This is a genomic window from Aquihabitans sp. McL0605, assembly GCF_049993875.1.
Classification (GTDB): domain Bacteria; phylum Actinomycetota; class Acidimicrobiia; order Acidimicrobiales; family Iamiaceae; genus Aquihabitans.
The window spans coordinates 3896442-3920594 of record NZ_CP188252.1 but is presented as its reverse complement, the minus strand read 5'-3'; the positions used below and the strand labels follow the sequence as shown (position 1 = coordinate 3920594).

Genomic DNA, 24153 nt, shown 5'->3' with positions numbered 1-24153 from the left:
CCCCTTGCCCACGGCCGACGAGATCGCACGGATCTTCCGCCAGGAGTCCGGCCGCGCCACCGCCACCCTGATCCGCACCTTCGGCAACATCGACGTTGCCGAAGATGCGGTCCAGGAGGCGTTCGTGGTGGCGCTGCGGACCTGGCCCGAGACGGGCCTGCCGCCCAACCCCGGCGGCTGGATCACCACCACCGCCCGCAACCGCGAGATCGATCGCCTGCGGCGGGAGTCGACCCGCGACGCCCGCCAGGCCGAAGCCACCGCCATGGCCACCCCCGCCGACCCCATCGACGATGCCGGTCTCCCCGACGACCAGCTCCGCCTCATCTTCACGTGCTGCCACCCCGCGCTCGCACCCGCGGCGAGGGTGGCCCTGACCCTGCGGCTGATCGGCGGGCTCCAGACCCCCGAGATCGCTCGCGCCTTCCTGGTGCCCGAGGCCACCATGGCCCAGCGGCTGGTCCGGGCCAAGCGCAAGATCGCCGTCAACAAGATCCCGTACCGGGTCCCCGTCGGCTCCGAGCTGCTGGTGCGCCTGCGGTCGGTGCTGGCGGTCGTGTACCTGATCTACACCGAGGGCCACCAGGCCTCGACGGGCGACGCCCTGGTCCGCACCGACCTCTGCGACGAGGCCATCCGCCTGGCCCGGCTGCTGGTCGCCCTGCTCCCCGATGAGCCCGAGGCCCTCGGCCTGCTGGCGCTGCTGCTGCTCACCGATGCCCGCCGCGCCACCCGGGAGGACGCCGACGGCAACCTCGTCCTGCTGGCCGACCAGGACCGCGAGCGGTGGGACCGGGCCGAGATCGACGAGGGCCACGCGCTCGTGAGGCGGTGCCTGCGCCGCAACCAGCCGGGGACCTACCAGGTGCAGGCAGCCATCGCCGCCGTCCACACCGATGCACCCACGGCGGCCGCCACCGACTGGGTCCAGATCCTGGCGCTCTACGGCCAGCTGCTGTCGTTCTCGCCCACACCGGTCGTCCAGCTCAACCGGGCGGTCGCCCTGGCCGAGGTGGCCGGGCCCGAGGAGGCGCTCGCCGAGGTGGACCTCCTCGATCTGCCCGACTACGTGCCGTACCACGCCACCCGGGCCGACCTCCTGCGCCGGCTCGGCCGGCCCCACGAGGCGGCCGAGGCCTACGACGCCGCGATCGCCCGGTCCGGACCGGGGCCCGAGCGCCGGTTCCTGGAGGGCCGCCGGGCCGAGGTCCGAACCACCAGCTGACCGGGCGGGCCGATCCGGCTAGCGGCGAGCCGCCTCGAAGCCGTTCCGGGCGAGCATCGGGAGCAGCTCGTCGGCGGTCGCCCGGTTGAACGATCGAGCGTCGTCGGGCAGGTCCTCCCAGGGCACGAGCAACGGGTTCCGCTTGTCCTCGTCATCGCGGACCTCGCCGTGGCGCCAGCCGGCCGCGGTGCGGTCGTCGAACCAGCGCTGGTGGTCACGGCCGGCGAGCTGATCGACCTCGTCGGCGGTGAGCGTGACCTCGGGTGCCCCCCACCGGCGCAGGGGGACGAGGTCGAGGCCGAGCGCATCGAGGTCGGCGGTGATGCCGTCGACCCGCTTGCGGCTGAGCTCGCGGTCGGCGTCGGTCAGCTCCGCCCACGGCCGCGCCAAGGAGGAGGTGGGCGCGTCGGGGGCGAGGTGGGCCAGGTAGTCCTCGTGCACGGCCTCGGCGAGCTGCTCGCGCACCCCGCCGTCGACCGTGGCGATCGTGCAGGTGCGGTCGAGGAACGGGAACAGCTCCACCCCGGGCAGGGCGGGCGCGCCGTCGGGGAGCGGCTGGAGGAGACCCCCGAGACCGGACTGCGTCCGCATGCGCACGACGATCGGAACCTGGCCCCACGCCAGGTGCTGGTGCATGAAGCCGGCCTGGGCGAGCGCGGTGGTCTCGTCGGCGACCGCGATGGCCACCCAGCTGGGCGGATCCTGGGCGAGCAGGGCGAGGAAGTCGTCGATCGCGTCGGGGTCGGGCACCTCGAGGTCGAGGTCGACCAGCGTCGGTTCGCACACGTCGTCCAGCGCCGGGTGCTGGAGGCGAAGGGCCTCCCACTTCCCGCGGGCGCTCGGGTCGACGAGCGTCGGGGTCAGCTTCACGCCGGGGTGGGCGTCGGCCCACTGCTGCGCGAGCGCGAGCACCAGGCTGCGCCCGAACTGGCCGAGCCCGAGGATCATCAGGTGCGGCACCGCCTGCTCCTCGACCGCGGGCGGCCCGTCATCGGCGAGGAGGGCGCGGGCGGCCCGCTCGTGCAGGTTGAAGTAGCTGATCCGGGCGCCGCCGCGGCTCTCCAGGTCGGCCGACCGCAGCAGGCCGGTCAGGTTGGCCGAGCCGAGCTGCACCGCGCACCGCACCGGCGCCTTCGCCCGGGACGCGCTGACCCGAGCGATCACCTGGGTGATCTGCACGTTGACGGCGTCGCTGCCCGAGCACACCACGATCCGCCGCGCCCGATCGATGCCCGCCGTGCGCAGGAGCGCCTCGTCGGTGCCGCTGCCCTGGAGGACGTGGTCCACCTGCTCGGCCACACCCGACCGGGCGGCGACCGCAGCGTCGGGCTCGATCGCCACCACGTGCTGGCCGGCGGCGACGAAGGCCGTGGCCAGGCGGGCGCCGGTCTCGCCGAGGCCGCAGATGATGACGTGGTCCTTGGCGTAGCGGAGCCGGTAGCGCCGGAACTCCTCCCGGAAGACCACCGACGCGGTCTGGAGGATGGTGCTGGCCGCCAGGATGGGCACCACGAAGCGGGCCAGCTGGAGCTGCCAGTTCATCGGGCCCGAGCTGCCGCTGTAGTCGATCGTCGCCAGCTGCAGCGTCAGGTACAGGTTGTCGAAGGTCCCCCGATCGACGCCGTGGGCCGAGCCCTGCTTGATGAAGCCGGTGATGCCGATCACGAGCATCGCCGCCCACAGCAGCGCCAGCAGGAACCACCGCTTCCGGGTGTCGGACAGGAGGCTCACCGCCCGCGCTCCACCGGGATGACCTCGACGCGGCGGCCCAGCAGCGTGGCCTCGGAGACCAGCTCCGCGGTGCCGCCCCGACCCCGCCCCGGCTGGCCGTCCCAGAGGGCGAGCAGCACGTCGCAGCGATCCAGGACGGCACGGCCGGCGCGCTCGTACGCCGCCTCACGGGTCGAGTCGTCTGCGGGGGCGCCGAGGATCACCTCCCTCTCATCGGCCGCTGCGACCAGATCGGTGAACTCCTGCACCGAAGCCACGGTGGCGAAGTCGGCGATGTAGTCGACCGGCGCGAACGGCAGCAGGGCGATCAGACGGCCGCCGCGTGCCATCACCCGCTGCGCCACCAGGCGATCTGCGCCCTCGGCCAGGCTCGAGACCACCACGAGCGACGCGTCGGAGCCGGCGGTCAGGCGGTCGAGCACCAGGTCGACGCCGGCGAGCACCTTGGGCCGGTCGGCCAGGGTGCGGTGGCCCGTGACCCCGATCCACAGCTCGTCCGCACCGCCCGCGTCGCCCACCCTCACGATGTTGGCACGCGACGCGGAGCAGCCGAGGCCCGAAGGCCCCGGCTGCTCACGTGCGATTCAGGTGGACCCGCGACAGATCAGGTCTGAGACGAAGTCTCAGAACGTGATGACGGTGCGGATGGCTTCGCCCTTGCGCATGATGTCGAAGGCGTCGTTGATCTCGTCGATCTTCATGCGGTTGGTGATCATGCCGTCGAGGTTGAGCTGGCCGCTCTTCCAGAGGCTGAGCAGCCGGTGGAAGTCGGAGCGCACGTCGACGGAGCCGTAGTAGCTGCCCATGAAGTTCTTCTCGGAGAAGAAGATCTCGAAGCCGTTGAACGAGACCTCCTTGTCCATGGCGCCCACGCCGATCACGCAGGCGGTGCCGCCGCGGCGCACGGCGTCGTAGGCGGCCCGCATGGTGACGGGGAGGCCGATGGCCTCGAAGGCGTAGTCGAAGCCGTCGCCGGTGAGCTCGGCCTGGAGGGCGGCGAGGTCGTCGGGCTTGCAGCCGTGGGTGGCGCCGAAGGTCTTGGCCAGCTCGAGCTTGTCCTCGTTGAGGTCGACGGCGACGATGATCGACGCACCGGCCACGTGGGCGCCCTGGATGGCGGCGATGCCGACGCCGCCGCAGCCGAACACGACGACCTTGGAGCCGGGCTCCACCTTGGCGGTGTTGATGGCCGCGCCCACGCCGGTGGAGACGCCGCAGCCGATGAGCGAGGCGATCTCGAAGGGGATGTCGTCGTCGATCTTCACGGCCGCTTCCTGCGGCACCGTGAGGTACTCGGCGAACGTGCCGGTGCCGGCCATGCCGAACACGGGCTCGCCGTTGCGGGTGAAGCGGGGGGTGCCGGCGATGGCGAACTGGATCATCACGCACAGGTGCGGCTGCTTGCGCTCGACGCAGTTGTTGCACTTGCCGCACGGCGGGCTCCAGGCGACGACGACGTGGTCGCCGACCGCCAGGGCGGTGACGCCGTCGCCGACGGCGGAGATGATGCCGGCGCCCTCGTGACCCGGGACGAACGGAGCCGGCTGGGGCAGCGAGCCCTGCATGGCGTGGAGGTCGGAGTGGCAGACGCCGGTCGCCTCGATCTTGATGGTCACCTCACCGGCGTTCGGTGCGTCGACCTCGAGGTCGTCGACGATGTCGAGCTTCTCGTCACCGGTGTTGTGCAGCAGCGCAGCGCGCATGTCTTGTGCTCCTTGGTTTCCCCTGGGATTGGCCTGAGCGACCTTAGTAGAACGTGTTCCAATTTCCATTCGGGGCCGGCCCTGCCGTGGCCCGTACCATGGACGGCGGGCGAGCTGAGGAGCCGGGGGTGGGGTCAGCCACAGCGCACAACCGACGGTCGGGGTCGGTGACGGTCGCCGTCACGGTCGCGGCCGAGGTCGTGGCGGAGGTGACCCTCGGCCGGCACCGCCACCCGTGCGTGAGCACCGGGCTCGAGTCCCGGCCGGTCGGCGGCCCGGTCGCCGCGGTCGCCGCGCTCGACACCGGCCGGTTGAGGGACGCGGCACCGGCCGTGGTCCCCGACGACGCGGCCTGGCCGGCTCGATCGGCCGATCGGGCCGCAGCCGAGCGCTGGGGAGAGCGCCACCGCGGCGTCCTCACCGTCGAGCGCCTGGCCGTGGCCGATGCCGCGGACCACGTCCTCGCCACGGCCGCGATCGAGTGCGCCGGCCGCGCCCTGGTGCCGGACGGGGCCCGACGCCTCGACATCCTCCTTCCCGCCTCCGGTCCGCTGGCCCCGGCCCTGCGCGCCGCCGGTTGGATGGCGGGATCGACCGCCGACGGCACGGTCCTCAGCCTGCCGCTGCGCTACCCGTGGCGGCTGGTGACCGATCCGCTCCCGGTCCCGGGGCGGGTCATCGCCCGCCTCCCTGCCCGGACGCGGCGGACCGTCCGCCGCCTGGCCGGAGCCGACTGGCGAGCGGCACCGGAACTGGCCCGGACCGCCATCGCCGAGGGCCGCGAGGCCGTGCGGCACGCCTCCACCCCCGGCCGCGCCCGCCAGGAGCCGGTGCCGGGCGCACCGGCGGGCACCACGCCGTTCGCCGTCACCCGCTACCGCACCCTCCAGCGCGCCTTCGCCCTGGTGCCGCCGCCCCTTTGGGCCACCCGGTTCGTCGACATCGGGGCAGGCGACGGCCGCGTGCTCGAGGCGGCCGAGCGCGCCGGGGCTGCCGCCGTGCTGGGCCGCGAGCTCGACGCGGGGCTGGCCTCCCGGGCCGAGGCGCGACTGGGGCGCGCCGGTGCGGTCGAGGTCGGCGACGCCCTGGACGCGCCGCTGCCGCTCGACACGGGCGTCCTGTTCCTGAACAACCCGTTCGGGGTCGCATCGGTGGAGCGCCTCGCGGGCCTCACCGCAGCCGCGCTCGCCGCCCGGCCGCGTCCGCTCCTCGTGATCTACATCAACCCCCCGACGGTCGTCCCGTTCACCGATGCCGGGCTGGCGCTCGTGCACTGCGCGCCGACCCACTCCGTGCTCGCGACGGTGGGCCGGCCACCCCAGGGGCCGAACGGCCGCCCGCTATCGTGACGCCCCACCGACTGCTGCGAGGACCGCTTGACCCCTGATCCCCGGCCTGGCCCGCGCTGGCCAGGGGGCGCCGCCTTCGCCTTCTCGATCTTCGACGACACCGACATGACCACGTTGCTCAACGGTCCTCCGGTGTACGACGCGATCACCGCGGCCGGGCTCCGGATCACCAAGACGGTCTGGCCGGTGCTGCCCGACGGCCCTGCCCGCACCGGAGGCACCACCTGCGACGACGCCGACTACCGCGCCTGGGCCCTCGACCTGCAGGCGGCCGGTCACGAGATCGGCATCCACAACGCCAGCGACCACCCCTCGAAGCGGCCCACCACCGAGCGGGCCCTCGACCGCTTCGCCGAGATCTTCGGCCACGACCCGCGCATCGGCGCCGACCACGTCGGCAACTTCGAGGCCATGTACTGGGGATCCCGGCGCCTCACCGGGCTGCGGAGCCACGCCTACGCCTTGGGCACCCGGGCGGCGCGACCGAACCGCCGCCCCACCGAGGGGGAGATCCCCACCAGCGAGTACTTCTGGGGCGACCTGCTCCGCGACCGCGTCGACTACTGGCGCAACTTCACCTACCACGACATCGACACGCTCCACGCCTGCCCTCCCATGCCGTACCACGATCCGGTCCGGCCCTACGTGAACTGGTGGTTCGCGGCGAGCCACGCCCCCACCGCCGACGCCTTCGTCGAGCTGCTCGCCCCGGAGCGGCTCGACCGCCTCGAGGCCCAGGGGGGCGCCTGCATCCTCTACACCCACCTGGGGCTGAAGTTCACCGACCCCGACGGCGTGCCCGATCCCCGCGTGGTCGAGGCGCTCCAGCGCGTCGCCGAGCGCCGGGGCTGGTTCGCCCCGGTGTCGGCGATCCTCGATCACCTGCGGACCGAACGAGCCGGCGATGCCCCGCTGACCGGGCGGGAGCGGAGCCGGCTGGAGAACCGGTGGATCACCGACCAGGTGAGCACCCGAGCGGGCGCCGAGACCCGCCGCGTGCTGCGGCGGGTGCGCGGCATCCGGGACCCGTACTGATGGCGGAGGCCATCGACGGCGAGGTGGCGGTCCGATCGGTCAGGACCGGCGAGATCGACGACCTCATCCCGTACCTGATCCGCAACCGCGCCCACATCTCCGGATCGCGGCGCCCCGCCGTCTACCGGGCGTTCCTGGCTGACGCCGTCCGGCCTCGCCCCCTGACCACCGTGGTGATCGCCGAGGTCGACGGCCAGTGCGCCGGCACCGCGCTCGTGGTCAACAGCGACCTCCCCGCGTACTACCGCGCCTGGATGTGGCGGCACCCGGTCGCCGCCGCCCAGCTGGTCGGGCACCGAGCGAGGAAGCTCCCCTACCGGCTCCGCCGCCGGCGCCGGCTGCGCGCCGCCACCCACACCGCTCCTCCCGCCCCGCTCGTGCCGCCGGCCGGCCCCCCTGGGTCTGGGGCTGACGCCCCGGAGCCACCGGCGTGGGGGCCACGGCCCGAGCAAGGGCCCGGCGTCGCGTTCTGCGTGTACGTGCTGGTGGACCACGATCGTCGGGGCCACGGGATCGGCAAGCTCCTGGTCGAGGCGGCGCTGGGCAACACCAGGGCCCTGGGGTCGACCCGCTTCGATTGCAGCTTCGACCTGACGGATCCCGCCGCCTCGCGCCTGTACCCATCGCTCGGGTTCACGGTGACCCGCACGCCGACCGGCGGGTTCGCCAGCCTCGCCCTCGCGGGGCTGACCGGCCGGCGGCTGGCCGCATGACCATCTCGTTCGAGCGGGTGGCGCTCCCCGTCGTCCCGTGGGCCGACCTCGATCAGCGGGCGACGCGCACGGTGTTCCAGACCCGGGCCTGGCTCGACTTCCTCGTGGAGACCCAGGGGGCGGAGCCGGTGGCGGCCCGCATCGTCGATGGGACCACACCGGTCGGGTGGTTCACCGGCGCGACGATCCGGCGGGCCGGGCTCACGTTCCTCGGCAGCCCGCTGCGGGGGTGGACCACCCCCGCCATGGGCTTCGACCTGGAGCCGGGCGCCGACCCGACGGCGGTCCTCGAGGGCCTGGCCCGGTTCGCGTTCCGGGACCTCCGTGCCATCCACCTGGAGGTGGCCGACCGCGAGCTGCTCGACGAGCAGGTGGTCCCGCAGGGCTACGTCATCGGGCGCCTGCCCGGCTACCAGCTCGACCTGGCCCCCGACGACGACCTCCTGGCGACCATGAAGCGCAACGGGCGGCGCGACGTGCGCCGAGCCCTGCGCAACGGGATCGTCGTCGACCCGGTCGATCCGGCCGATCCCGGCACCTTCGCCGCCGACTACTACGCCCACGTGAGCGAGGCGTTCGCCAAGCGCGACCTCACCCCGACCTACCCCCAGGCGCGGGTCGAGGCCCTCATCCGCCACCTGGGGCCCACGGGCCGCCTGCTGCTCCTCGAGGCGCGGACCGCCGACGGGGAGCTGGCCGCCACCGGCATCTTCCCCGGCATGGCCGGCGGCACCGCGGAGTACTGGATGGGCGGCAGCGAGCGCCGCCTCCAGCACCTGCTCCCGAACGAGGCGCTGATGTGGAGCGCGCTGCGCACCTGGCGCGACCGCGGCGCCGTCCGGTTCAACTTCGGCGGCGGCGGCTCCTACAAGGCCAAGTACGGCGGCGAGCCCCACGTCCTCCCCTGGCTGCGCCGGTCGCGCTTCGGCGTGCTCGAGCACGCCCGCAGCACCGCGTACCGCCTCTACCGGCGGCGGCTCCAGATCCGCTGATCGCCGAGAACTAGAACGCGTTCTCGTTTTCTCGTACAGTCCCCGCCCATGGGAGATCTTGGATTCTGGAGACTGGCCGAAGCTGACCCGGGGCACCTCGCGCTGGTGGGTCCCGAAGGCACCGAGCTGACCGCGGGCGAGCTGCTCGAGCGGGCCAACCGGGCGGCCCACGGGTTCCGTGCGCTCGGGCTGCAGGGCGGCGACACCGTCGCCGTGCTGATGCCCAACTCGACCGAGCTGATCGAGCTCTACCTGGGCGCCCTCCAGGTGGGCCTCTACTTCACCCCGGTCAACTGGCACCTGGTGGGGCCCGAAGTGGCCTACATCCTCGGCGACAGCGACGCCAAGGTGTTCATCGCCCACGAGCGCTTCGCCGAGGTGGCCACCAACGCGGCGGCCGAGGCCGGCTTCTCCGCCGAGGCGTCGTTCGCCGTCGGCACGATCGAGGGCTTCCGGCCGGTCGCCGAGCTGACCGACGGCCAGCCGTCCACCGACCCCGAGGGGCGCAGCACCGGTGCCGCCATGCACTACACCTCCGGCACCACCGGCCGCCCCAAGGGCGTGAAGCGCGGCCTGTTCGAGATCGACCCCAGCGACATGGGCGAGCTGCTCGCGTACCTGCCGAACCTGTTCGACATCCAGGCCCACGACGGCCACGTCCACCTCACGGTGTCGCCGCTCTACCACACGGCCGTGCTGATGTGGACGGGCAACGCCCTGCACCTCGGCCACACCGTCGTGCTCATGGACAAGTGGACCGCCGAGGAGACCCTGCGGCTGATCGAGACCTACAAGGTCACCTACAGCCACATGGTCCCCACCCAGTTCGTCCGGCTCCTCGACCTCCCCGAGGACGTCCGCGCCGGCTACGACGTCAGCTCCCTGCGCAACATGATCCACGGCGCTGCCCCGTGCCCGCAGGAGGTCAAGCGCACCATGATCGAGTGGTGGGGCGACACGATCCAGGAGTACTACGCGGCCACCGAGGGCGGCGGCACGGTCATCGGCGCCAAGGAGTGGATGGCCAAGCCCGGGTCGGTCGGCCTCCCCTGGCCCGGCAGCGAGATCCGCATCTACGACGATGAGGGCAACCAGCTCGGCGCCGGCCAGATCGGCACCGTCTACATGCAGCTCATGGCCGACTTCGAGTACAAGGGCGACTCGGCCAAGACCAAGGCCAACCGCATCGAGAACTTCTTCACCGTGGGCGACCTCGGCGAGCTCGACGACGACGGCTACCTCTTCCTGCGGGACCGCAAGGCCGACATGATCATCTCGGGCGGGGCCAACATCTACCCGGCCGAGATCGAGGGCGAGCTCATCAACCACCCGGCCATCCAGGACGTCGCCGTGTTCGGCATCCCGAACGCCGACTGGGGCGAGGAGATCAAGGCCGTGGTCGAGCTCCACCAGGGCTTCGAGCCCAGCGACGAGCTCACGGCCGAGATCATCACCTGGGCCGGGACCCGCATGGGGAAGTTCAAGCTCCCGAGGACGATCGACTACGTGGAGACGCTCCCCCGCGAGCCCAACGGGAAGCTGATCAAGCGCAAGCTGCGCGACCCGTACTGGGAAGGCATCGACCGCCAGATCTGAGGCGGTCGACCGGGTCAGCCCTCGAACAGGGACTGGCCGATGTAGGCGTCCTTGCGCGTGATCCCGGGCGGGATGGCGAACAGCGCCGACCCGGTGTGCTGGAGGTACTCCGACAGCGCATCGTCGCGGGCGAGGGTGGTCTGCATCGGCACGTACTGCTTGACGGGATCTCGGAGGTAGGCCAGGAAGAACAGGCCGGCGTTCAGCCGGCCCAGGCCGTCGCTGCCGTCGGTGAAGTTGTAGCCGCGGCGGAGCATCTCGACGCCCGCGTTCTGATCGGGGTGGGCCAGGCGCACGTGCGACGTCTTCGAGATGATCGGCTTGTCGTCGGCGCCCTGCATGTCGAAGTCGGGCTCGGTGAACTCGGTGCCGCCCGACAGCGGCGCGCCCTCGCCCTTGTTGCGCCCGATGATGGTCTCCTGCTCCTGCAGCGACGTGCGGTCCCAGGTCTCGATGTGCATGTTGATCCGCCGCGCCACGAGGTAGCTCCCGCCGGCGAGCCAATCGGCCTTGGCGTCGTCACCCGGACCGACCCAGACGTGGGTGGCCACCTCCTTCGGGTGCTCCGCCTTGAGGTTGGCCGTGCCGTCCTTGAAGCCGAACAGGTTCCGCGGGGTGCTCTGCGCCGTCGATGTGGAGGAGGTGCGTCCGAACCCGAGCTGGGACCAGCGCACCCCGGCGGCGCCGAAGGCGATCCGAGCGAGGTTGCGGATGGCGTGGACCGCCACCTGCGGATCGTCGGCGCACGCCTGGATGCACAGGTCGCCGTTGGAGCGGAGCGCATCGAGCTTGTCGCCCGGGAAGTGGGGGAGGTCGATCAGGGCCTTCGGGCGCTTGGCGGCCAGGCCGAAGCGGTCGTTGCCATCTGCGTCGGTGAACAGCGAGGAGCCGAAGCCGAACGTGATGGTGAGCCGCGAGGGCGGGAGCCCGAAGGCCTCGCCCGTGTCGTCGGGCGGGGCCTGGTAGGGACCGTCGACCGGTCCGTACGTGCCAGCCGGGTCGCCCTGGGTCATGCGGGCGGCGGCCGCGGTCCACGCCTTCAGCAGCTGCACCAGCTCGGCCCGCGACGTGGTGGTCACGTCGAAGGCGGCGAAGTGGAGCCGGTCCTGGGCCGGCGTGACGATGCCGGCCTGGTTGGCGCCGTAGAACGGGTACGACTCCGCCTCCCCCGGCCCCGCCTCGGCCGACCCGCCATCGTCGCGGCTGACCGCCACCCCGCCCACCGCCACCGCACCCGCGGCCACCACGCCGGCGCCGGCGTAGCCGAGCAGGCGGCGGCGCGACACGCGGGGTGCCTGCGCCCCGGTGGGCGGTGCGGTGTCGGGAGGGGTCGGGGTGTCCACGGCGTGCTCCTCTGGCCGCGTCAGAGGACGACGGCGGCGGTGAGCTTGGAGAGCGGCTCGCTCAGGGCGTTGACCGAATCGGCCAGCTCCTTGACCTGGGCCTTGGTGAGCTCGTCGTAGTGCTTGAACCCGTCGCCCACCGCGTACTGGTCGAGCAGGACCTGCAGGGCGGCGAAGCGAGCAGCAAGCGTCTTCGCGAGCTGGGGATCCTTGAGCTTCAGCGCCGGCTCGAGGTTCTCGAAGGCGATGCGAGCACCGTCGACGTTGGCCTGGAAGTCCCAGAGGTCGGTGTGGCTCCACGCCTCCTCTTCGCCGGTGACCTTTCCGGTGGCCACCTCGTCGAGGAGCTCCTTGGCCCCGTTGCCGAGCTGGGTGGGCGTGTAGGTGAGCTTGCGGGTGCGGCTGTAGAGCTCCTGGGTGTCGGCGACCAGCTGGTCGGCGAGCTCCTTGCGCTGGGCCTGCGTGGCGGGGGTGTAGCCGGTGGCGTCCTGGGGCCACAGGTCCTTCTCGATGCGGTGCCAGCCCGTCCACTCCTGGCCGGCTTCGAGATCGGCCTCGCGGAGGTCGAGACGAGGGTCGAGGTCGCCGAACGATTCGGCGACGGGCTCGATGCGCTCCCAGTGCATGCGGGCGGAGGCGTAGAGGGCACGGGCCTTGTCGTCGTCGCCGGCGCGGTAGGCCTCGGCGAACGCCTTGGTCTGGGTGACGAGCTGCTCGGTCTGGTCGCGCACGTAGGCCGCGTACTGCGACGTGGCGGTGGCGAGCAGGTCGGCGGCCTTGCCGGTGGCCTGGTCGGAGGAGCCCGACTTGGTCACCGTGAAGTCGGAGCGGATGCCGTCGCCGACCATGCCGGGCTTGCACGCCGCCGTGTACTTGCCGGGCGCGGCCTGGACGACGAGGTCGCGGGTGAGGCCGGGGCCGATGTTCTCGACCTCGCCGACGATGCGGAGACCGTCTTCGCCCAGCAGGTAGAACTCGGTGACCTGGGATCCCTTGTTGGTGACCTTGAACACGAGGGTGCCGCTCGGGGCGGTGGTGCCCGAGACGGTGCACTTGTCGCCGGTGCTGGTCACCGTGAGCTTGCCCGAGTCGGATGACGGGCCGTCGGACGACGCTGACGAGGAGTTGTTGTCGGTGCAGGCCGAAGCCACGGGGACGAGGAGCAGCAGCGCTCCGAGCAAGCCAAGGGAACGCCTCGACATCAGGGACCTCCGACGATCTGGGGTTGGTTGGTGGTGGTGTTGCTTTCGCCCGCAGGGGCCGTGGGAGCCGCCGACATCGGCTTCCTGACCGTGCGGAAGAACAGGTAGAGCACCGGGAACACGTAGAGCACCCAGGCGATGAGCTGCAGCCACGTGGTGGTGGGGTTGAAGTTGACCGTGCCCTTGAGCAGGGTGGCGTACCAGCTGCTCGGCGGGATCTGGGCGCTCACGTCGAAGGCCACGTTGTTGATGCCGGGGAGCACCCCGGCCTCTTGCAGGTCGTGGATGCCGTACGAGAGCACGCCACCGGCGATGACCACCAAGATGGCGCCGGTGTAGGTGAAGAACTTGGCCATGTTGAGCTTGACGGCGCCCCGGTAGATGAGGACGCCGAGCACCACGGCGGAGATGAGGCCGAGGACCGCACCGATCAGCGGCTGGGTGGTGTCACCGGTGGCCTGGGCCGCGGCCCACAGGAACAGGGCGGTCTCGAGGCCTTCGCGCCCGACGGCGAGGACCGCCAGGAGGACCAGCGCGACGGCGCCACCCTCCGCGGCCACGCCCATGCGGCTCTCCAGCTCGCCCTTGAGCCCGCGAGCCGTGCGCGCCATCCAGAAGATCATCCAGGTCACGAAGGCCACGGCGATGATCGACAGCGTGCCGCCGAGGGCCTCCTGCGCCTCGAAGCTCAAGCCCCGGGGGCCGTAGGTCAGCAGCGCACCGAAGCCGATCGAGATGGCGACGGCGATGCCCACGCCCAGCCAGATCCACGGCAAGAGGTCGCGCCGACCGGTCTTGACCAGGTACGCCACGAGGATGCCGACGACGAGTGCCGCCTCGAGACCCTCACGCAGGCCGATGAGGTAGTTGGCGAACATCAGAGGCCGCGCACGTGTCGGACAGGATCGTTGACCACGACGGAACCGTAGACCTACACCCTCTTGTAAAGCAACCTGAACATCGCCCGCCTCATCACGGTCGCGCGCCAGGTTCCGCACACCGGCTCCCAGGGGCTGTGCGCTGACGCACACCCTCGGGGCCGCGGCGCCCCGCTGGCCGACCCAACCGGTTCACAGGAGGGAAACCGCGGGGCAACGCCCAGCGGGTTTGGTGGTCCCATGCCATCAGCGCCCGGATCTCCGCTCCGCCTCGTCGTCATCGGCAACGGCATGGTCGGCCACCGGCTGCTCGTCTCGCTGGCCGAGGCGGGAGCCACGCGGGCCATGGCCATCACCGTGGTCGGCGGCGAGACCCGCCCGGCCTACGACCGCGTCGGGCTGTCGTCGTGGTTCGCCGGCCGCGACGCCGGGGCGCTCAGCCTGGTCGAGCCGGGGTTCTTCGGCGACCACGGCATCCGGCTCCTGCTGGGCGACCCGGCGGTGGCGATCGACCGCGAGGCGCGCACCGTCACCACGGCATCCGGCGAGGTGCTCCGCTACGACCGGCTGGTCCTGGCCACCGGCTCGCGGCCGTTCGTGCCGCCGGTCCCGGGTCACGACGGCCCCGGCTGCTTCGTCTACCGGACCATCGACGACCTGGAGGCCATCGCGGCGGCCGCCGACCGGCCATCGGTCCGGCGGGGCGTGGTGGTGGGCGGCGGGCTGCTCGGCCTGGAGGCGGCCAACGCCCTGCTCCAGCTCGGGCTCGAGACCCACGTGGTGGAGTTCGCGCCCCGCCTGATGCCGGTCCAGCTCGACGAGGGCGGCAGCGCCACCCTGCTCCGCCACATCGAGCGCCTCGGCGTGCAGGTCCACACCTCGTGCGCCACCCAGGCCATCGAGAACGACGGCACGCAGCCCACGGCGCTGGCCTTCGACGGCCGCGAGCCGCTGGCCACCGACCTGGTGGTGTTCTCGGCGGGGATCCGGCCCGACGACGCCCTGGCGCGGAGCGCCTCGCTCGACGTGGGCGAGCGCGGCGGGGTGCTGGTCGACGACCAGCTGCGCACGTCGGACCCGGCGGTGCTGGCGGTCGGCGAGTGCGCGGTGGTGGCAGGACGGCACTTCGGCCTGGTGGCGCCCGGCTACCAGATGGCCAGGGTCGCCGCCGTCCACCTGGCCGCGGCGGCGTTCGGGGCACCCGAGCCCGAAGACCGGTTCGTCGGGGGTGACCTCTCGACCAAGCTGAAGCTGCTCGGGGTCGAGGTGGCGAACGTCGGTTCGGTCCACGAGGCCGAGGGCGGCCACCGGCTGGTGTGGGACGACCCGGTGGCCGGCACGTACCAGCGCCTCGACGTCGACGATGGCGGCCGGGTCCGGGCGGCCGTCCTGGTGGGCGACTCGTCGGCGTTCGGGCCGATCCTCGACCGGTTCCGCTCGGGCCGCGCCCTCGACGATCCCGGGGCGCTGCTCAAGCCCGCCCCGACCGGCGCCGTCCCCGCCGCCGCCGATCCGTCCGCCGGGATCTGCTCGTGCGAGAACGTGAGCCGGGGCGCCGTGTGCGGCGCCATCGCCGAGGGCTGCGACACCCTCAAGGCGCTGAAGGCCACCACCCGTGCCGGCACCGGGTGCGGCGGATGCGTGCCGATCCTCGAGGGGCTGCTGCGCACCGAATCGGCCACGGCGGCCACGGGCCTGTGCGAGCACTTCGGCCACAGCCGCGTCGAGCTGTACGACCTGATCCGGGTGCGGCGCCACGCCACGTTCGCCGAGGTCCTCGACCGCTACGGCGTGGCCCCCGGCGGCTGCGAGGTCTGCAAGCCGACCGTGGCCTCGATCCTGGCCTCGCTCGACAACGGCTACATCCTCGACGGCGAGCAGGCGGCGCTCCAGGACAGCAACGACCACTTCCTGGCCAACATCCAGAAGGACGGCACCTACTCGGTGGTGCCCCGGGTCCCCGGCGGCGAGATCACGCCCGAGGGCCTGATCGCGATCGGTGAGGTCGCCCGCGACTTCGACCTGTACACGAAGATCACCGGCGGCCAGCGCATCGACCTGTTCGGCGCCCGGGTGGAGCAGCTGCCGGTCATCTGGAGGCGCCTCGTCGACGCCGGCTTCGAGTCGGGCCACGCCTACGGGAAGTCGCTGCGCACCGTGAAGTCGTGCGTGGGGAGCAACTGGTGCCGCTACGGCGTGCAGGACTCCACCGCCATGGCGATCCTGCTGGAGGAGCGCTACCGGGGCATCCGCTCGCCGCACAAGATCAAGATGGCGGTGTCGGGCTGCGCCCGCGAGTGCGCCGAGGCGCAGAGCAAGGACGTCGGCGTCATCGCCACCGAGAAGGGGTGGAACCTCTGGGTCGGCGGCAACGGCGGCATGCGCCCCCGCCACGCCGAGCTGCTGGCCGAGGACCTCGACGACGAATCGCTGATCCGCTCGATCGACCGCTTCGTCGAGCTCTACGTGCGCAGCGCCGACCGACTGCAGCGCACGGCGTCGTGGATCGAGGCGCTCGACGGCGGGATCGATCACGTGCGAGCGGTGGTGATGGACGACTCGCTCGGCCTGGGCGCCGAGCTGGAGGAGGCCATGGAGGCCCACGTCGCCGCCTACGAGTGCGAGTGGGCGGCCACGCTCGAGGACCCGCAGCGCCTCGCCCGGTTCGTGACCTTCGTCAACGCCCCCGACGAGCCCGACCCCACCGTGGTGTTCGTGCGGGAGCGCCACCAGATCCGACCCGCCCGACCCGACGAGCTCGTGGGAGCGATGGCATGACCCTGATCGACACCGAACGGCAGACCTGGGTGGGCGTGTGCGCCCTCGACTCGATGGTCATCGGTCGCGGCGTCGCCGCCCTGGTGGACGGCGAGGCGGTCGCCCTGTTCCGCACCGGCGCCGGCACCGTGCTCGCGATCGCCAACCTGGATCCGTGCTCGGGCGCCTCGGTGCTGTCGCGCGGCCTGATCGGCCAGACCCAGGTCGACGGGGAGGTCGTCACCTACGTGGCCTCCCCCCTGCGCAAGGAGCGGTTCGACCTGGTCACGGGCGCCTGCCTCGACGGGGACCGGCGCATCGCCACCTGGCCGACCCGGATCGACGGGGACGGCACGGTGCTGGTGGGCGCCGAAGCATCACCTCCGAGCAACGGGCCCGAAACGACCCCGTAACCGTCCCCGTGGACACTGCACCGGTGCCCCTGGGAACCTTGAGCGGCTTCACCATCGCGGTGACCGCAGACCGACGCAGCGAAGAGCAGGCCTCCCTGCTCGCGCGCCGCGGTGCCGAGGTGCTGCACGGCCCGGTCATCAAGACGCTCCCCCTCGGCGAGGAGGGCGGGACGGAGGAGGCCACCCTCGCCCTCATCGAGCAGCCGCCCGACGTCGTCATCCTCTCGACCGCCCTGGGGGTGCGCGGCTGGTTCTCGGCCGCCGCCGGGCTGGGGCTCGAGGAGGCGCTGCTCGAGGTGTTCGCCGGGGCCGAGCTGGTCGCCCGCGGCACCAAGGCCATCGGCGCCATCGTGTCGGCCGGGCTCGGGGCCGGGCTCCCGCTGCCCAGCCCGACCTATGCCGCGATCGTCGAGACGTTCACCGCCCGGCCCGCCCGGCACCCCGACGGGCGGCCGGTACGTGTGGCGGTGCAGCTCGACGGCGAGCGGTCGAGCGACCTCCCCGCCCTCCTGGCCGACCTCGGCTTCGACGTGGTGGCGGTGCCCGTGTACCGGTGGGTGCTCCCCGACGACCTCGCTCCCGCCGAGCGGGTGGTGCTCGCCGTCGCCGACCGCCGCGTCGATGCGGTCACGTTCACCTCGGCCCACGCCGTCGCCAACTTCACGACCATCGCCGAGCGCCTGGGCGTGCTCGACCGGGTCCGGGCCGCGTGCGGTGACGGGCAGGTCGCCGTGGTCTGCGTCGGTCCCGTCACCCGGGCCCATGCGGCCGCCGCCGGCCTCACCGGCCTGCTCGAACCGGCGCAGCCCCGGCTGGGCGCCATGGTGCAGTGCCTCGCCGCGGCGTTCGATGCGCGGGCGGTCGACCTGGAGCTCGACGACCACCCGGTGCGGCTCCAGGGCAACCTCGTCGTGGTGGGCGGGGAGGCACCGGTGTCGCTGACCGACCGCGAGCGCTCGGTGCTGGAGGTCCTCTCCGAGCGCCAGGGCGTGGTGATCTCGAAGCAGGCGCTCCTCCAGCGGGTGTGGAACGACGACAGCGACGAGCACGCCGTCGAGGTGACCGTCGGCCGGCTGCGGCGGCGGCTCGGACCGGCGGGGAGCTCGATCGAGACCGTGATGCGCCGGGGCTACCGCCTGGCCACCGGCTGAGCCTGACCCCAAGCTGACCAACCCCTCTCAGCGCCCCGGAGCCACCGTGCGGCTGCCGTTCGGATGACGTAATGCCAGGCACACGGCGGGGAAAACCGAGGAGTGGACGATGCGGGGCATGACCACCACCGGCACGCGCGACCTCCTCCGATCCGTCTTCCGGGCGGGGCCCTCCACCCGGATCCTGCACCTGACCTGGCTGGCGTTCTTCACCACCTTCGTGGTGTGGTTCAACTTCGCCCCGTTCGCCACCACGATCGGCAAGCAGTTCCACCTGTCCAAGGGGCAGCTCGTCACCCTCGGGCTCTGCAACCTGGCGCTCACCGTGCCCGCCCGGCTGGTGGTGGGGAGCCTGCTCGACCGGTTCGGGCCGCGGCGGACCTTCTCGGCGATCCTCGTCTACGCCGCCATCCCGTGCCTGGTGTTCGCCACCGCGCAGAGCTTCACGATGCTCGTGGTGGGCCGGCTCCTGGTCGGCGTGGTCGGGGCCGGGTTCGTCGTCGGCATCCGCATGGTCTCCGAGTGGTTCGACCCGGCGGAGGTGGGCACGGCCGAGGGCGTGTACGGCGGCTGGGGCAACTTCGGTGCGGCCGCGGCCACCTTGTCGCTGCCGGTGATCGCCGACATCGTCGGCGGTCCCGATGCCTGGCGCTGGGTGATCGCCGGCACCGGCGTCATCGCGGCGGTCTACGGCCTCGTCTACTTCCGGTCCGTGACCGACACGCCCGCCGGCGTCACCTACCAGCGCACCAAGAAGGCCTCCGCCCTCGAGGTCACCAGCCCCGGGGCCGTGTGGGGCCTGATGGCGCTGTCGATCCCGCTGGCCATCGCCCTCGGGGTCATCGGATGGCGGGTCTGGAAGGTCGACGTCATCACCACCGCAGGGCTGGCGGTGGTGCTGGCCGGCGCGGCCGCCCTCCTCGCCGTGCAGCTGGTGGCGGTGCGCCGGGCCAACGTGGTCGCCCGCGCCGACGGCTACCCCGCCGAGGAGCGCTACCCGTTCTCGTCGGTCGTCGTCCTCTCGGTGGCGTACGCCTGCACCTTCGGCTCCGAGCTGGCGGCCGTCTCGTTCCTCCCCACGTTCTTCGAGACCACTTGGGGGCTCTCCACTGCGGTCGCCGGCGCGGCCGCCTCGGCGTTCGCGGTGATGAACCTGGTCAGCCGGCCGTTCGGCGGCATGGTGTCCGACCTGGTGAGCAGCCGCCGGCGCTGGCTGACGCTGCTGCTCGGCTGCCTCGGCGCCGGCTACCTCGTCCTCTCCCGCCTCACCGGCGCCTGGCCCCTCGGCCTGGCGATCGCGCTGGTGATGCTCACGTCGCTGTTCGGCCAGGCCGGCAACGGCGCCGTGTACGCGATCGTGCCGCTGGTGAAGAAGCGGGTCAGCGGCCAGATCGCCGGCATGGCCGGGGCCTACGGCAACGTCGGCGGCATCGCCTTCCTCACCGCCCTGCTGTTCGTCTCGGTGCAGGGCGTGTTCGCGGTGATGGGCGCGGCGGCGCTGGTCGCGGCCGTGGCCTCCCGCTGGCTGGTCGAGCCGGCCTCGGACCACGCCGGTGCGCCGGCCTCCGTCGCCCCGGCCCCGACGGCGGTCGCCGGGCGGTTGGCTCCCGCGGGTGGCGCATGACCGCCGTCCTCACCGAGCCGACCCCGATCGACACCTGGCTGCTCCGGCAGCAGGACCTGTCGGCCGTCGAGCGGTTCTCGGCATCCCACGACCAGATGGAGGCCCACGGCGTCGCCGTCCCCCAGGGGCGGTGGCGCGACCGGCTCCCGGCCACCGCACCCGGTCCCGGTCAGCAGTACGCCTTCGAGGTCGACCTCGACTCGTGCACCGGCTGCAAGGCCTGCGTGGCGGCGTGCCACAACCTCAACGGGCTCGACGAGGGCGAGTCGTGGCGCCGGGTGGGCTCGCTCCACGATGCCGGGGCCGGACCGGGCCCGGCGGGGTCGGTGACCGTCACCAGCGCCTGCCACCACTGCGTCGACCCCGCCTGCATGAAGGGGTGCCCGGCCCAGGCGTACGAGAAGGACCCGGTCACCGGCATCGTCCGCCACCTCGACGACGCGTGCATCGGGTGCAGCTACTGCACCCTCACCTGCCCCTACGAGGTGCCCGTCTTCAACCAGTCGCTGGGGATCGTGCGGAAGTGCGACCTGTGCTCGGACCGCTTGGCCGAGGGCGAGGCGCCGGCCTGCGTGCAGGGCTGCCCGCAGGGGGCCATCACCATCACCCTCGCGTCGGTCGACGATCTGATCGCAGCGGCGGCGGCACCCGACGCGGCCCTGGTCCCCACCGCGCCGCGGTCCGATCTGACCGTGCCGGCCACGGCGTACGTGAGCCGCAAGCCGGTGCCCGCCACCTGGGTGGCGGCCGACCGGTCGTCGGTCCACCCGTCGCACGGCCACACCCCGCTCGCGGTGATGCTGGTGCTCACCCAGGCCGCGGTGGGCATGACGGTGGCGGCGGCCTGGCTGCGAGCGACCGGGCGGCTCGACGGATCGGGCCCGGGCACCCTCGGGTCGGTCGGGCTCGTCACCGGCCTGGTGGCGATGGGCGCCTCGGTGCTCCACCTCGGACGGCCGATGCTCGCCTGGCGAGCCATCTTGGGCCTGCGCCGGTCGTGGCTCAGCCGGGAGATCCTGGCCTTCGGCACCTTCGCCGGCGCCGGCGTGGCCACCACCGCGGCCCACGTGCTCGGCCTCCCCACCTTGCTGGTCGACGGCGCCCAGGCGGCCACGGTGGCCGGCGGCGTGGCCGGCGTGGCGTGCTCGGTCCAGCTGTACGCCGTGACCGGCCGGCGCTGGTGGCGGGCGCGCACGAGCGGCCCCCGCTTCGCCGGCACCGCGGTCACCTGCGGTGCGCTCGCCACCGCGGCGGTGCTGGCGCTGTCGGACCCGGCCGCGGCCGAACCGCTGCTCCCCCTCTTGACGGCGATCGCCATCGCCGGCCTGGCGGTGTCGGTGGCCGCTCCCCTCCTCCCGCTGGTCGCGCTCGACCGGCGCCGCGGCTCGGGGGTCGACGAGCTCCGCACCACGCGCCGCCTGCTCGGCCACCAGTTGCAGGCCCGCCTCGCCCTCCGCCTCGGCGCGGCTGCCGCGGCCCTGGTGCTGCTCGCGGTCGCGGCTGCTGCCACCGACTCGCTCGCCGACGGGTCGCTGCGGGTCGGGGTGGCGCTGGTGCTCGCCACCGTGGTCACCGGCCTCGGCGAGTACCACGACCACCGGCTGTTCTTCCTGGCGTCCGTGGCGCCCCGGATGCCGGGATCGCCCCGATGAGCCGGCACCTCGCCGACCTGCTCGCCCGCGAGCCCGCCGGGTTCGGCATCGGGCAGGTGCCGGCCGCTCGCGTCCCCAGCGCCACCACGCGGCTGGTGTGCGGGTTCTGCTCCACCGGCTGCGGCCTCGACGTCCACCTCAAGGACGGCCGCGCCGTCGGCCTCACGCCCAGCGCCTCGCACGTGGTGAACCGGGGTTCGGCCTGCCCCAAGGGGTGGGAGGCGCTCACCCCGCTCGCCGCCCCCGACCGGGCCACCACGCCGTTGCTGCGCAACGCCAGGGGCAAGCTCGTCCCGGTCGGCTGGAGCGAGGCGCTCGAGGTGTTCACCACCCGCTTCAAGGCCAGCCAGGCCGCCCACGGCGCCGAGTCGGCGGCGTTCCTCTCGACCGGCCAGATCCCCACGGAGGAGATGGCCCTGCTCGGTGCCCTGGCCAAGTTCGGCATGGGCATGCGCCACGGCGACGGCAACACCCGCCAGTGCATGGCCAGCGCGGTGGTGGCCTACAAGGAGGCGTTCGGCTTCGACGCCCCGCCCTACACGTACGGCGACTTCGAGCAGTCCGACGTGATCGTCCTCGTCGGCTCGAACCTGTGCGTGGCCCACCCGATCATGTGGGAGCGGATCACGAGGAACCCGAACGATCCCGAGATCGTCGTGATCGACCCCCGTCGCACCGAGACCGCCGAGGCCGCCACCCTCCACCTGGCGCCCCGGCCCAAGTCGGACCTGTCGCTGCTCTACGGCGTGGCCCGCAACCTGATCGAGCGGGGCGCGGTCGACCGGGACTTCGTGCACGACCACACCAGCGGGTTCAGGGAGTTCGCCGAGTTCGTGGGCGCCTTCACCCCCGAGCGCGTGAGCGCCGACACGGGCCTCGCCGCCGGCCAGGTGGACCGGCTCGCCGCCCTGATCGCCGACGGCACGGCCGTGTCGTTCTGGTGGACGATGGGCGTGAACCAGAGCCACCAGGGCGTCCGCACCGCCCAGGCCCTGATCGACCTGGCCCTCATGACCGGCAACATCGGGCGGCCGGGCACGGGCGCCAACTCGATCACCGGCCAGTGCAACGCCATGGGCTCGCGCCTCTTCTCCAACACCACGTCGCTGCTGGGCGGGCACGACTTCGCCGACGAGGGCCACCGCGGCAAGGTGGCGGGCATCCTCGGCATCGACGCCACGCTCATCCCCGACGGGCCGAGCCTCGCCTACGACCGGATCATCGAGGGGATCAGCACCGGCCAGATCCGCAGCCTCTGGGTGGTGGCCACCAACGGGGCCCACAGCTGGATCAACCACTCCGACATGAAGGAGCTGCTCGGCCGCCTCGACTTCCTCGTGGTGCAGGACATGTACGGCACCACGGAGACGGCCCAGCTCGCCGACCTCGTCCTCCCCGCCGCGGGGTGGGGCGAGAAGGACGGCACGTTCATCAACTCCGAGCGACGGCTCGGCCTGGTCCAGCGGGTCTCGCCGGCGCCGGGCCAGGCGCTCGCCGACTTCTTCATCTTCAAGGCGGTCGCCGACGCGTGGGGGTGCGGGCACCTGTTCGAGCGGTGGTCCGATCCGGAGGCGGTGTTCGAGATCCTCCAGGAGCTGTCGGCGGGCCAGCCCTGCGACATCACCGGCGTCGGGGGCTACGAGCACGTCGCCACCGGTGCCGTGCAGTGGCCGTACGCGACGGGCGCGGCGGGCGCCGAGCCGACCGGGCGGGTCCCGGCCGAGCGGCGCCTCTTCGCCGACGGCCGCTTCTTCACGCCCGACCAGCGGGCCCGGTTCCTGTTCGAGGCGCCCGTGGCGCCGGGCGAGCGGCCCGGCGGCGCCTATCCGCTGGCGCTGCTGACCGGCCGGGGCTCCGCGAGCCAGTGGCACACCGAGACGCGCACGTCGAAGTCGGCCACCCTCCGGGCGCTGGCCCCCGAGGGCCTGTGGGTCGACATCCACCCGGCCGACGCCGCCGCCCGTCACCTGGCCGCCGGCGACGAGGTCGTGGTCCAGACCCGCCGGGGCGCGGTGCGGGCGCGAGCACAGGTGACGACCGGTGTGGGCGAGGGCAACGTCTACCTGCCGATGCACCACCCGCAGGTGAACGCCCTGACGTTCCCGGCGTTCGACCCGCTCAGCCGCCAGCCCAGCTACAAGCACTGCGCCGCCCAGGTGCGGGCGGCCGAGGCGTCAGATCCCTAGACCTGGGCGCCGTACTGGTCGAGGACCAGGTGGGTGGCGATCTCCAGCTCGTCGGCCACCTTCTCCATGCCCGACCAGCCGTTGACCCAGCCGATCAGCGCCGAGAACCACACGTGGCCGAGGGTGCGGGTGGCCTGCACCTTGAACGCCGGGTCGAAGTCGTCGCCCAGCGCCGTGGAGAGGATGCGGGTCATGGTGGCCGACACCTCCTCCTGGCACGAGGCCGCACCACGGTCGGGCGACAGCAGGGCGGTGACGACGGCCTCGGAGAGCTTGGGCTCCTTCTCCATGGCGCGGGTGGCCCGGCGCAGCACGTCGGAGACCCGTTCGGAGATGGTGTCGCCCTTGGGCGGGCGCTGGCCCACCCGGCGCTCCAGGTCGTGGGTCCACTCGACCATGGCTGCGGCCAGCAGGTGGTCCTTCGACGAGAAGTAGCGGTAGATGGTGCCGAGGGCGACGCCGGCCGACGTGGCGACGTCGCGCATCTGGACGGCGTCGTAGCCGCCGGTGGCGCCGAGGTCGAGCGCGGCGCGGATGACCCGCTCGCGCCTGGCGGCCTGGCTCTTGGTGAGCGTCGTGGTGTCGGCGTCCATCTGGCCCGTC

General features: G+C 72.8%; 19 protein-coding genes. 12 read left to right on the top strand and 7 right to left on the bottom strand.

The window, feature by feature from the left end:
* Nucleotides 1-4: 4 nt before the first annotated feature.
* A complete protein-coding gene (locus ACPPVX_RS18105; RefSeq protein WP_426571976.1) occupies nucleotides 5-1225 on the top strand; it encodes an RNA polymerase sigma factor in 1221 nt (406 codons plus the stop codon).
* A gap of 18 nt (nucleotides 1226-1243) precedes the next feature.
* Here the strand turns inward: ACPPVX_RS18105 and ACPPVX_RS18100 are convergent, their stop codons facing one another.
* From ACPPVX_RS18100 to ACPPVX_RS18090, 3 genes are all read right to left on the bottom strand, one after another.
* Nucleotides 1244-2956, bottom strand: coding sequence for an NAD-binding protein (locus ACPPVX_RS18100; RefSeq protein WP_426571975.1), 1713 nt, complete (start codon nucleotides 2954-2956; stop codon nucleotides 1244-1246).
* Nucleotides 2953-3474 carry a hypothetical protein gene (locus ACPPVX_RS18095; RefSeq protein ID WP_426571974.1) on the bottom strand — a complete coding sequence of 174 codons (522 nt, stop codon included), beginning with the start codon at nucleotides 3472-3474 and terminating at the stop codon, nucleotides 2953-2955. Before ACPPVX_RS18095 ends, ACPPVX_RS18100 begins: the two co-directional genes overlap by 4 nt.
* 105 nt (nucleotides 3475-3579) lie before the next feature.
* Entirely contained in the window at nucleotides 3580-4659 is a 1080-nt protein-coding gene (locus ACPPVX_RS18090; protein WP_426571973.1) for a Zn-dependent alcohol dehydrogenase, read from the bottom strand.
* A gap of 167 nt (nucleotides 4660-4826) precedes the next feature.
* Between ACPPVX_RS18090 and ACPPVX_RS18085 the strand changes: the two genes are divergently transcribed.
* The 5 genes from ACPPVX_RS18085 to ACPPVX_RS18065 are packed head-to-tail and all read left to right on the top strand — an operon-like array spanning nucleotide 4827 to nucleotide 10344.
* Nucleotides 4827-6008 carry a hypothetical protein gene (locus ACPPVX_RS18085; protein ID WP_426571972.1) on the top strand — a complete coding sequence of 394 codons (1182 nt, stop codon included), beginning with the start codon at nucleotides 4827-4829 and terminating at the stop codon, nucleotides 6006-6008.
* Nucleotides 6009-6035: 27 nt separating this feature from the next.
* Nucleotides 6036-7043 carry a hypothetical protein gene (locus ACPPVX_RS18080; protein ID WP_426571971.1) on the top strand — a complete coding sequence of 336 codons (1008 nt, stop codon included), beginning with the start codon at nucleotides 6036-6038 and terminating at the stop codon, nucleotides 7041-7043.
* A complete protein-coding gene (locus ACPPVX_RS18075) occupies nucleotides 7043-7756 on the top strand; it encodes a GNAT family N-acetyltransferase (protein ID WP_426571970.1) in 714 nt (237 codons plus the stop codon). The genes ACPPVX_RS18080 and ACPPVX_RS18075 overlap by 1 nt, the downstream gene beginning before the upstream one ends.
* Entirely contained in the window at nucleotides 7753-8748 is a 996-nt protein-coding gene (locus tag ACPPVX_RS18070; RefSeq protein WP_426571969.1) for a GNAT family N-acetyltransferase, read from the top strand. Before ACPPVX_RS18075 ends, ACPPVX_RS18070 begins: the two co-directional genes overlap by 4 nt.
* A 48-nt stretch (nucleotides 8749-8796) precedes the next feature.
* Complete coding sequence (locus ACPPVX_RS18065; RefSeq protein WP_426571968.1) at nucleotides 8797-10344, top strand: acyl-CoA synthetase; 1548 nt, start codon at nucleotides 8797-8799, stop codon at nucleotides 10342-10344.
* A gap of 14 nt (nucleotides 10345-10358) precedes the next feature.
* Here ACPPVX_RS18065 and efeB read toward each other — a convergent pair whose 3' ends face one another.
* Genes efeB through efeU form a run of 3 tightly spaced genes read right to left on the bottom strand, consistent with a single transcriptional unit; the run spans nucleotide 10359 to nucleotide 13767 of the window.
* Entirely contained in the window at nucleotides 10359-11687 is a 1329-nt protein-coding gene (gene efeB / locus ACPPVX_RS18060; protein ID WP_426571967.1) for an iron uptake transporter deferrochelatase/peroxidase subunit, read from the bottom strand.
* A gap of 20 nt (nucleotides 11688-11707) precedes the next feature.
* Entirely contained in the window at nucleotides 11708-12889 is a 1182-nt protein-coding gene (gene efeO / locus ACPPVX_RS18055) for an iron uptake system protein EfeO (RefSeq protein WP_426571966.1), read from the bottom strand.
* Complete coding sequence (gene efeU / locus ACPPVX_RS18050) at nucleotides 12889-13767, bottom strand: iron uptake transporter permease EfeU (protein ID WP_426571965.1); 879 nt, start codon at nucleotides 13765-13767, stop codon at nucleotides 12889-12891. The genes efeO and efeU overlap by 1 nt, the downstream gene beginning before the upstream one ends.
* A 240-nt stretch (nucleotides 13768-14007) precedes the next feature.
* On the opposite strand from efeU, the gene nirB reads away from it, so the two are divergent.
* The 6 genes from nirB (at nucleotide 14008) to ACPPVX_RS18020 (ending at nucleotide 23550) form a co-directional block, all read left to right on the top strand.
* Complete coding sequence (nirB, locus tag ACPPVX_RS18045; protein WP_426571964.1) at nucleotides 14008-16545, top strand: nitrite reductase large subunit NirB; 2538 nt, start codon at nucleotides 14008-14010, stop codon at nucleotides 16543-16545.
* Nucleotides 16542-16937 (top strand): nitrite reductase small subunit NirD, encoded by a 396-nt coding sequence (gene nirD / locus ACPPVX_RS18040; RefSeq protein ID WP_426571963.1) that lies wholly within the window; start codon nucleotides 16542-16544, stop codon nucleotides 16935-16937. The genes nirB and nirD overlap by 4 nt, the downstream gene beginning before the upstream one ends.
* Before the next feature lie 23 nt (nucleotides 16938-16960).
* On the top strand, nucleotides 16961-18088 hold the full coding sequence (locus ACPPVX_RS18035; RefSeq protein ID WP_426571962.1) for a uroporphyrinogen-III synthase: 1128 nt from the start codon (nucleotides 16961-16963) through the stop codon (nucleotides 18086-18088).
* A 118-nt stretch (nucleotides 18089-18206) separates the two neighbouring features.
* Nucleotides 18207-19712, top strand: a complete 1506-nt coding sequence (locus ACPPVX_RS18030; protein ID WP_426571961.1) for a NarK family nitrate/nitrite MFS transporter — start codon at nucleotides 18207-18209, stop codon at nucleotides 19710-19712.
* Nucleotides 19709-21364, top strand: a complete 1656-nt coding sequence (locus tag ACPPVX_RS18025; RefSeq protein ID WP_426571960.1) for a DmsC/YnfH family molybdoenzyme membrane anchor subunit — start codon at nucleotides 19709-19711, stop codon at nucleotides 21362-21364. The genes ACPPVX_RS18030 and ACPPVX_RS18025 overlap by 4 nt, the downstream gene beginning before the upstream one ends.
* Nucleotides 21361-23550, top strand: coding sequence for a molybdopterin oxidoreductase family protein (locus ACPPVX_RS18020; protein WP_426571959.1), 2190 nt, complete (start codon nucleotides 21361-21363; stop codon nucleotides 23548-23550). The genes ACPPVX_RS18025 and ACPPVX_RS18020 overlap by 4 nt, the downstream gene beginning before the upstream one ends.
* Here ACPPVX_RS18020 and ACPPVX_RS18015 read toward each other — a convergent pair.
* Nucleotides 23547-24143 carry a TetR family transcriptional regulator gene (locus ACPPVX_RS18015; protein WP_426571958.1) on the bottom strand — a complete coding sequence of 199 codons (597 nt, stop codon included), beginning with the start codon at nucleotides 24141-24143 and terminating at the stop codon, nucleotides 23547-23549. The genes ACPPVX_RS18020 and ACPPVX_RS18015 overlap by 4 nt on opposite strands.
* Nucleotides 24144-24153 lie beyond the last annotated feature (10 nt).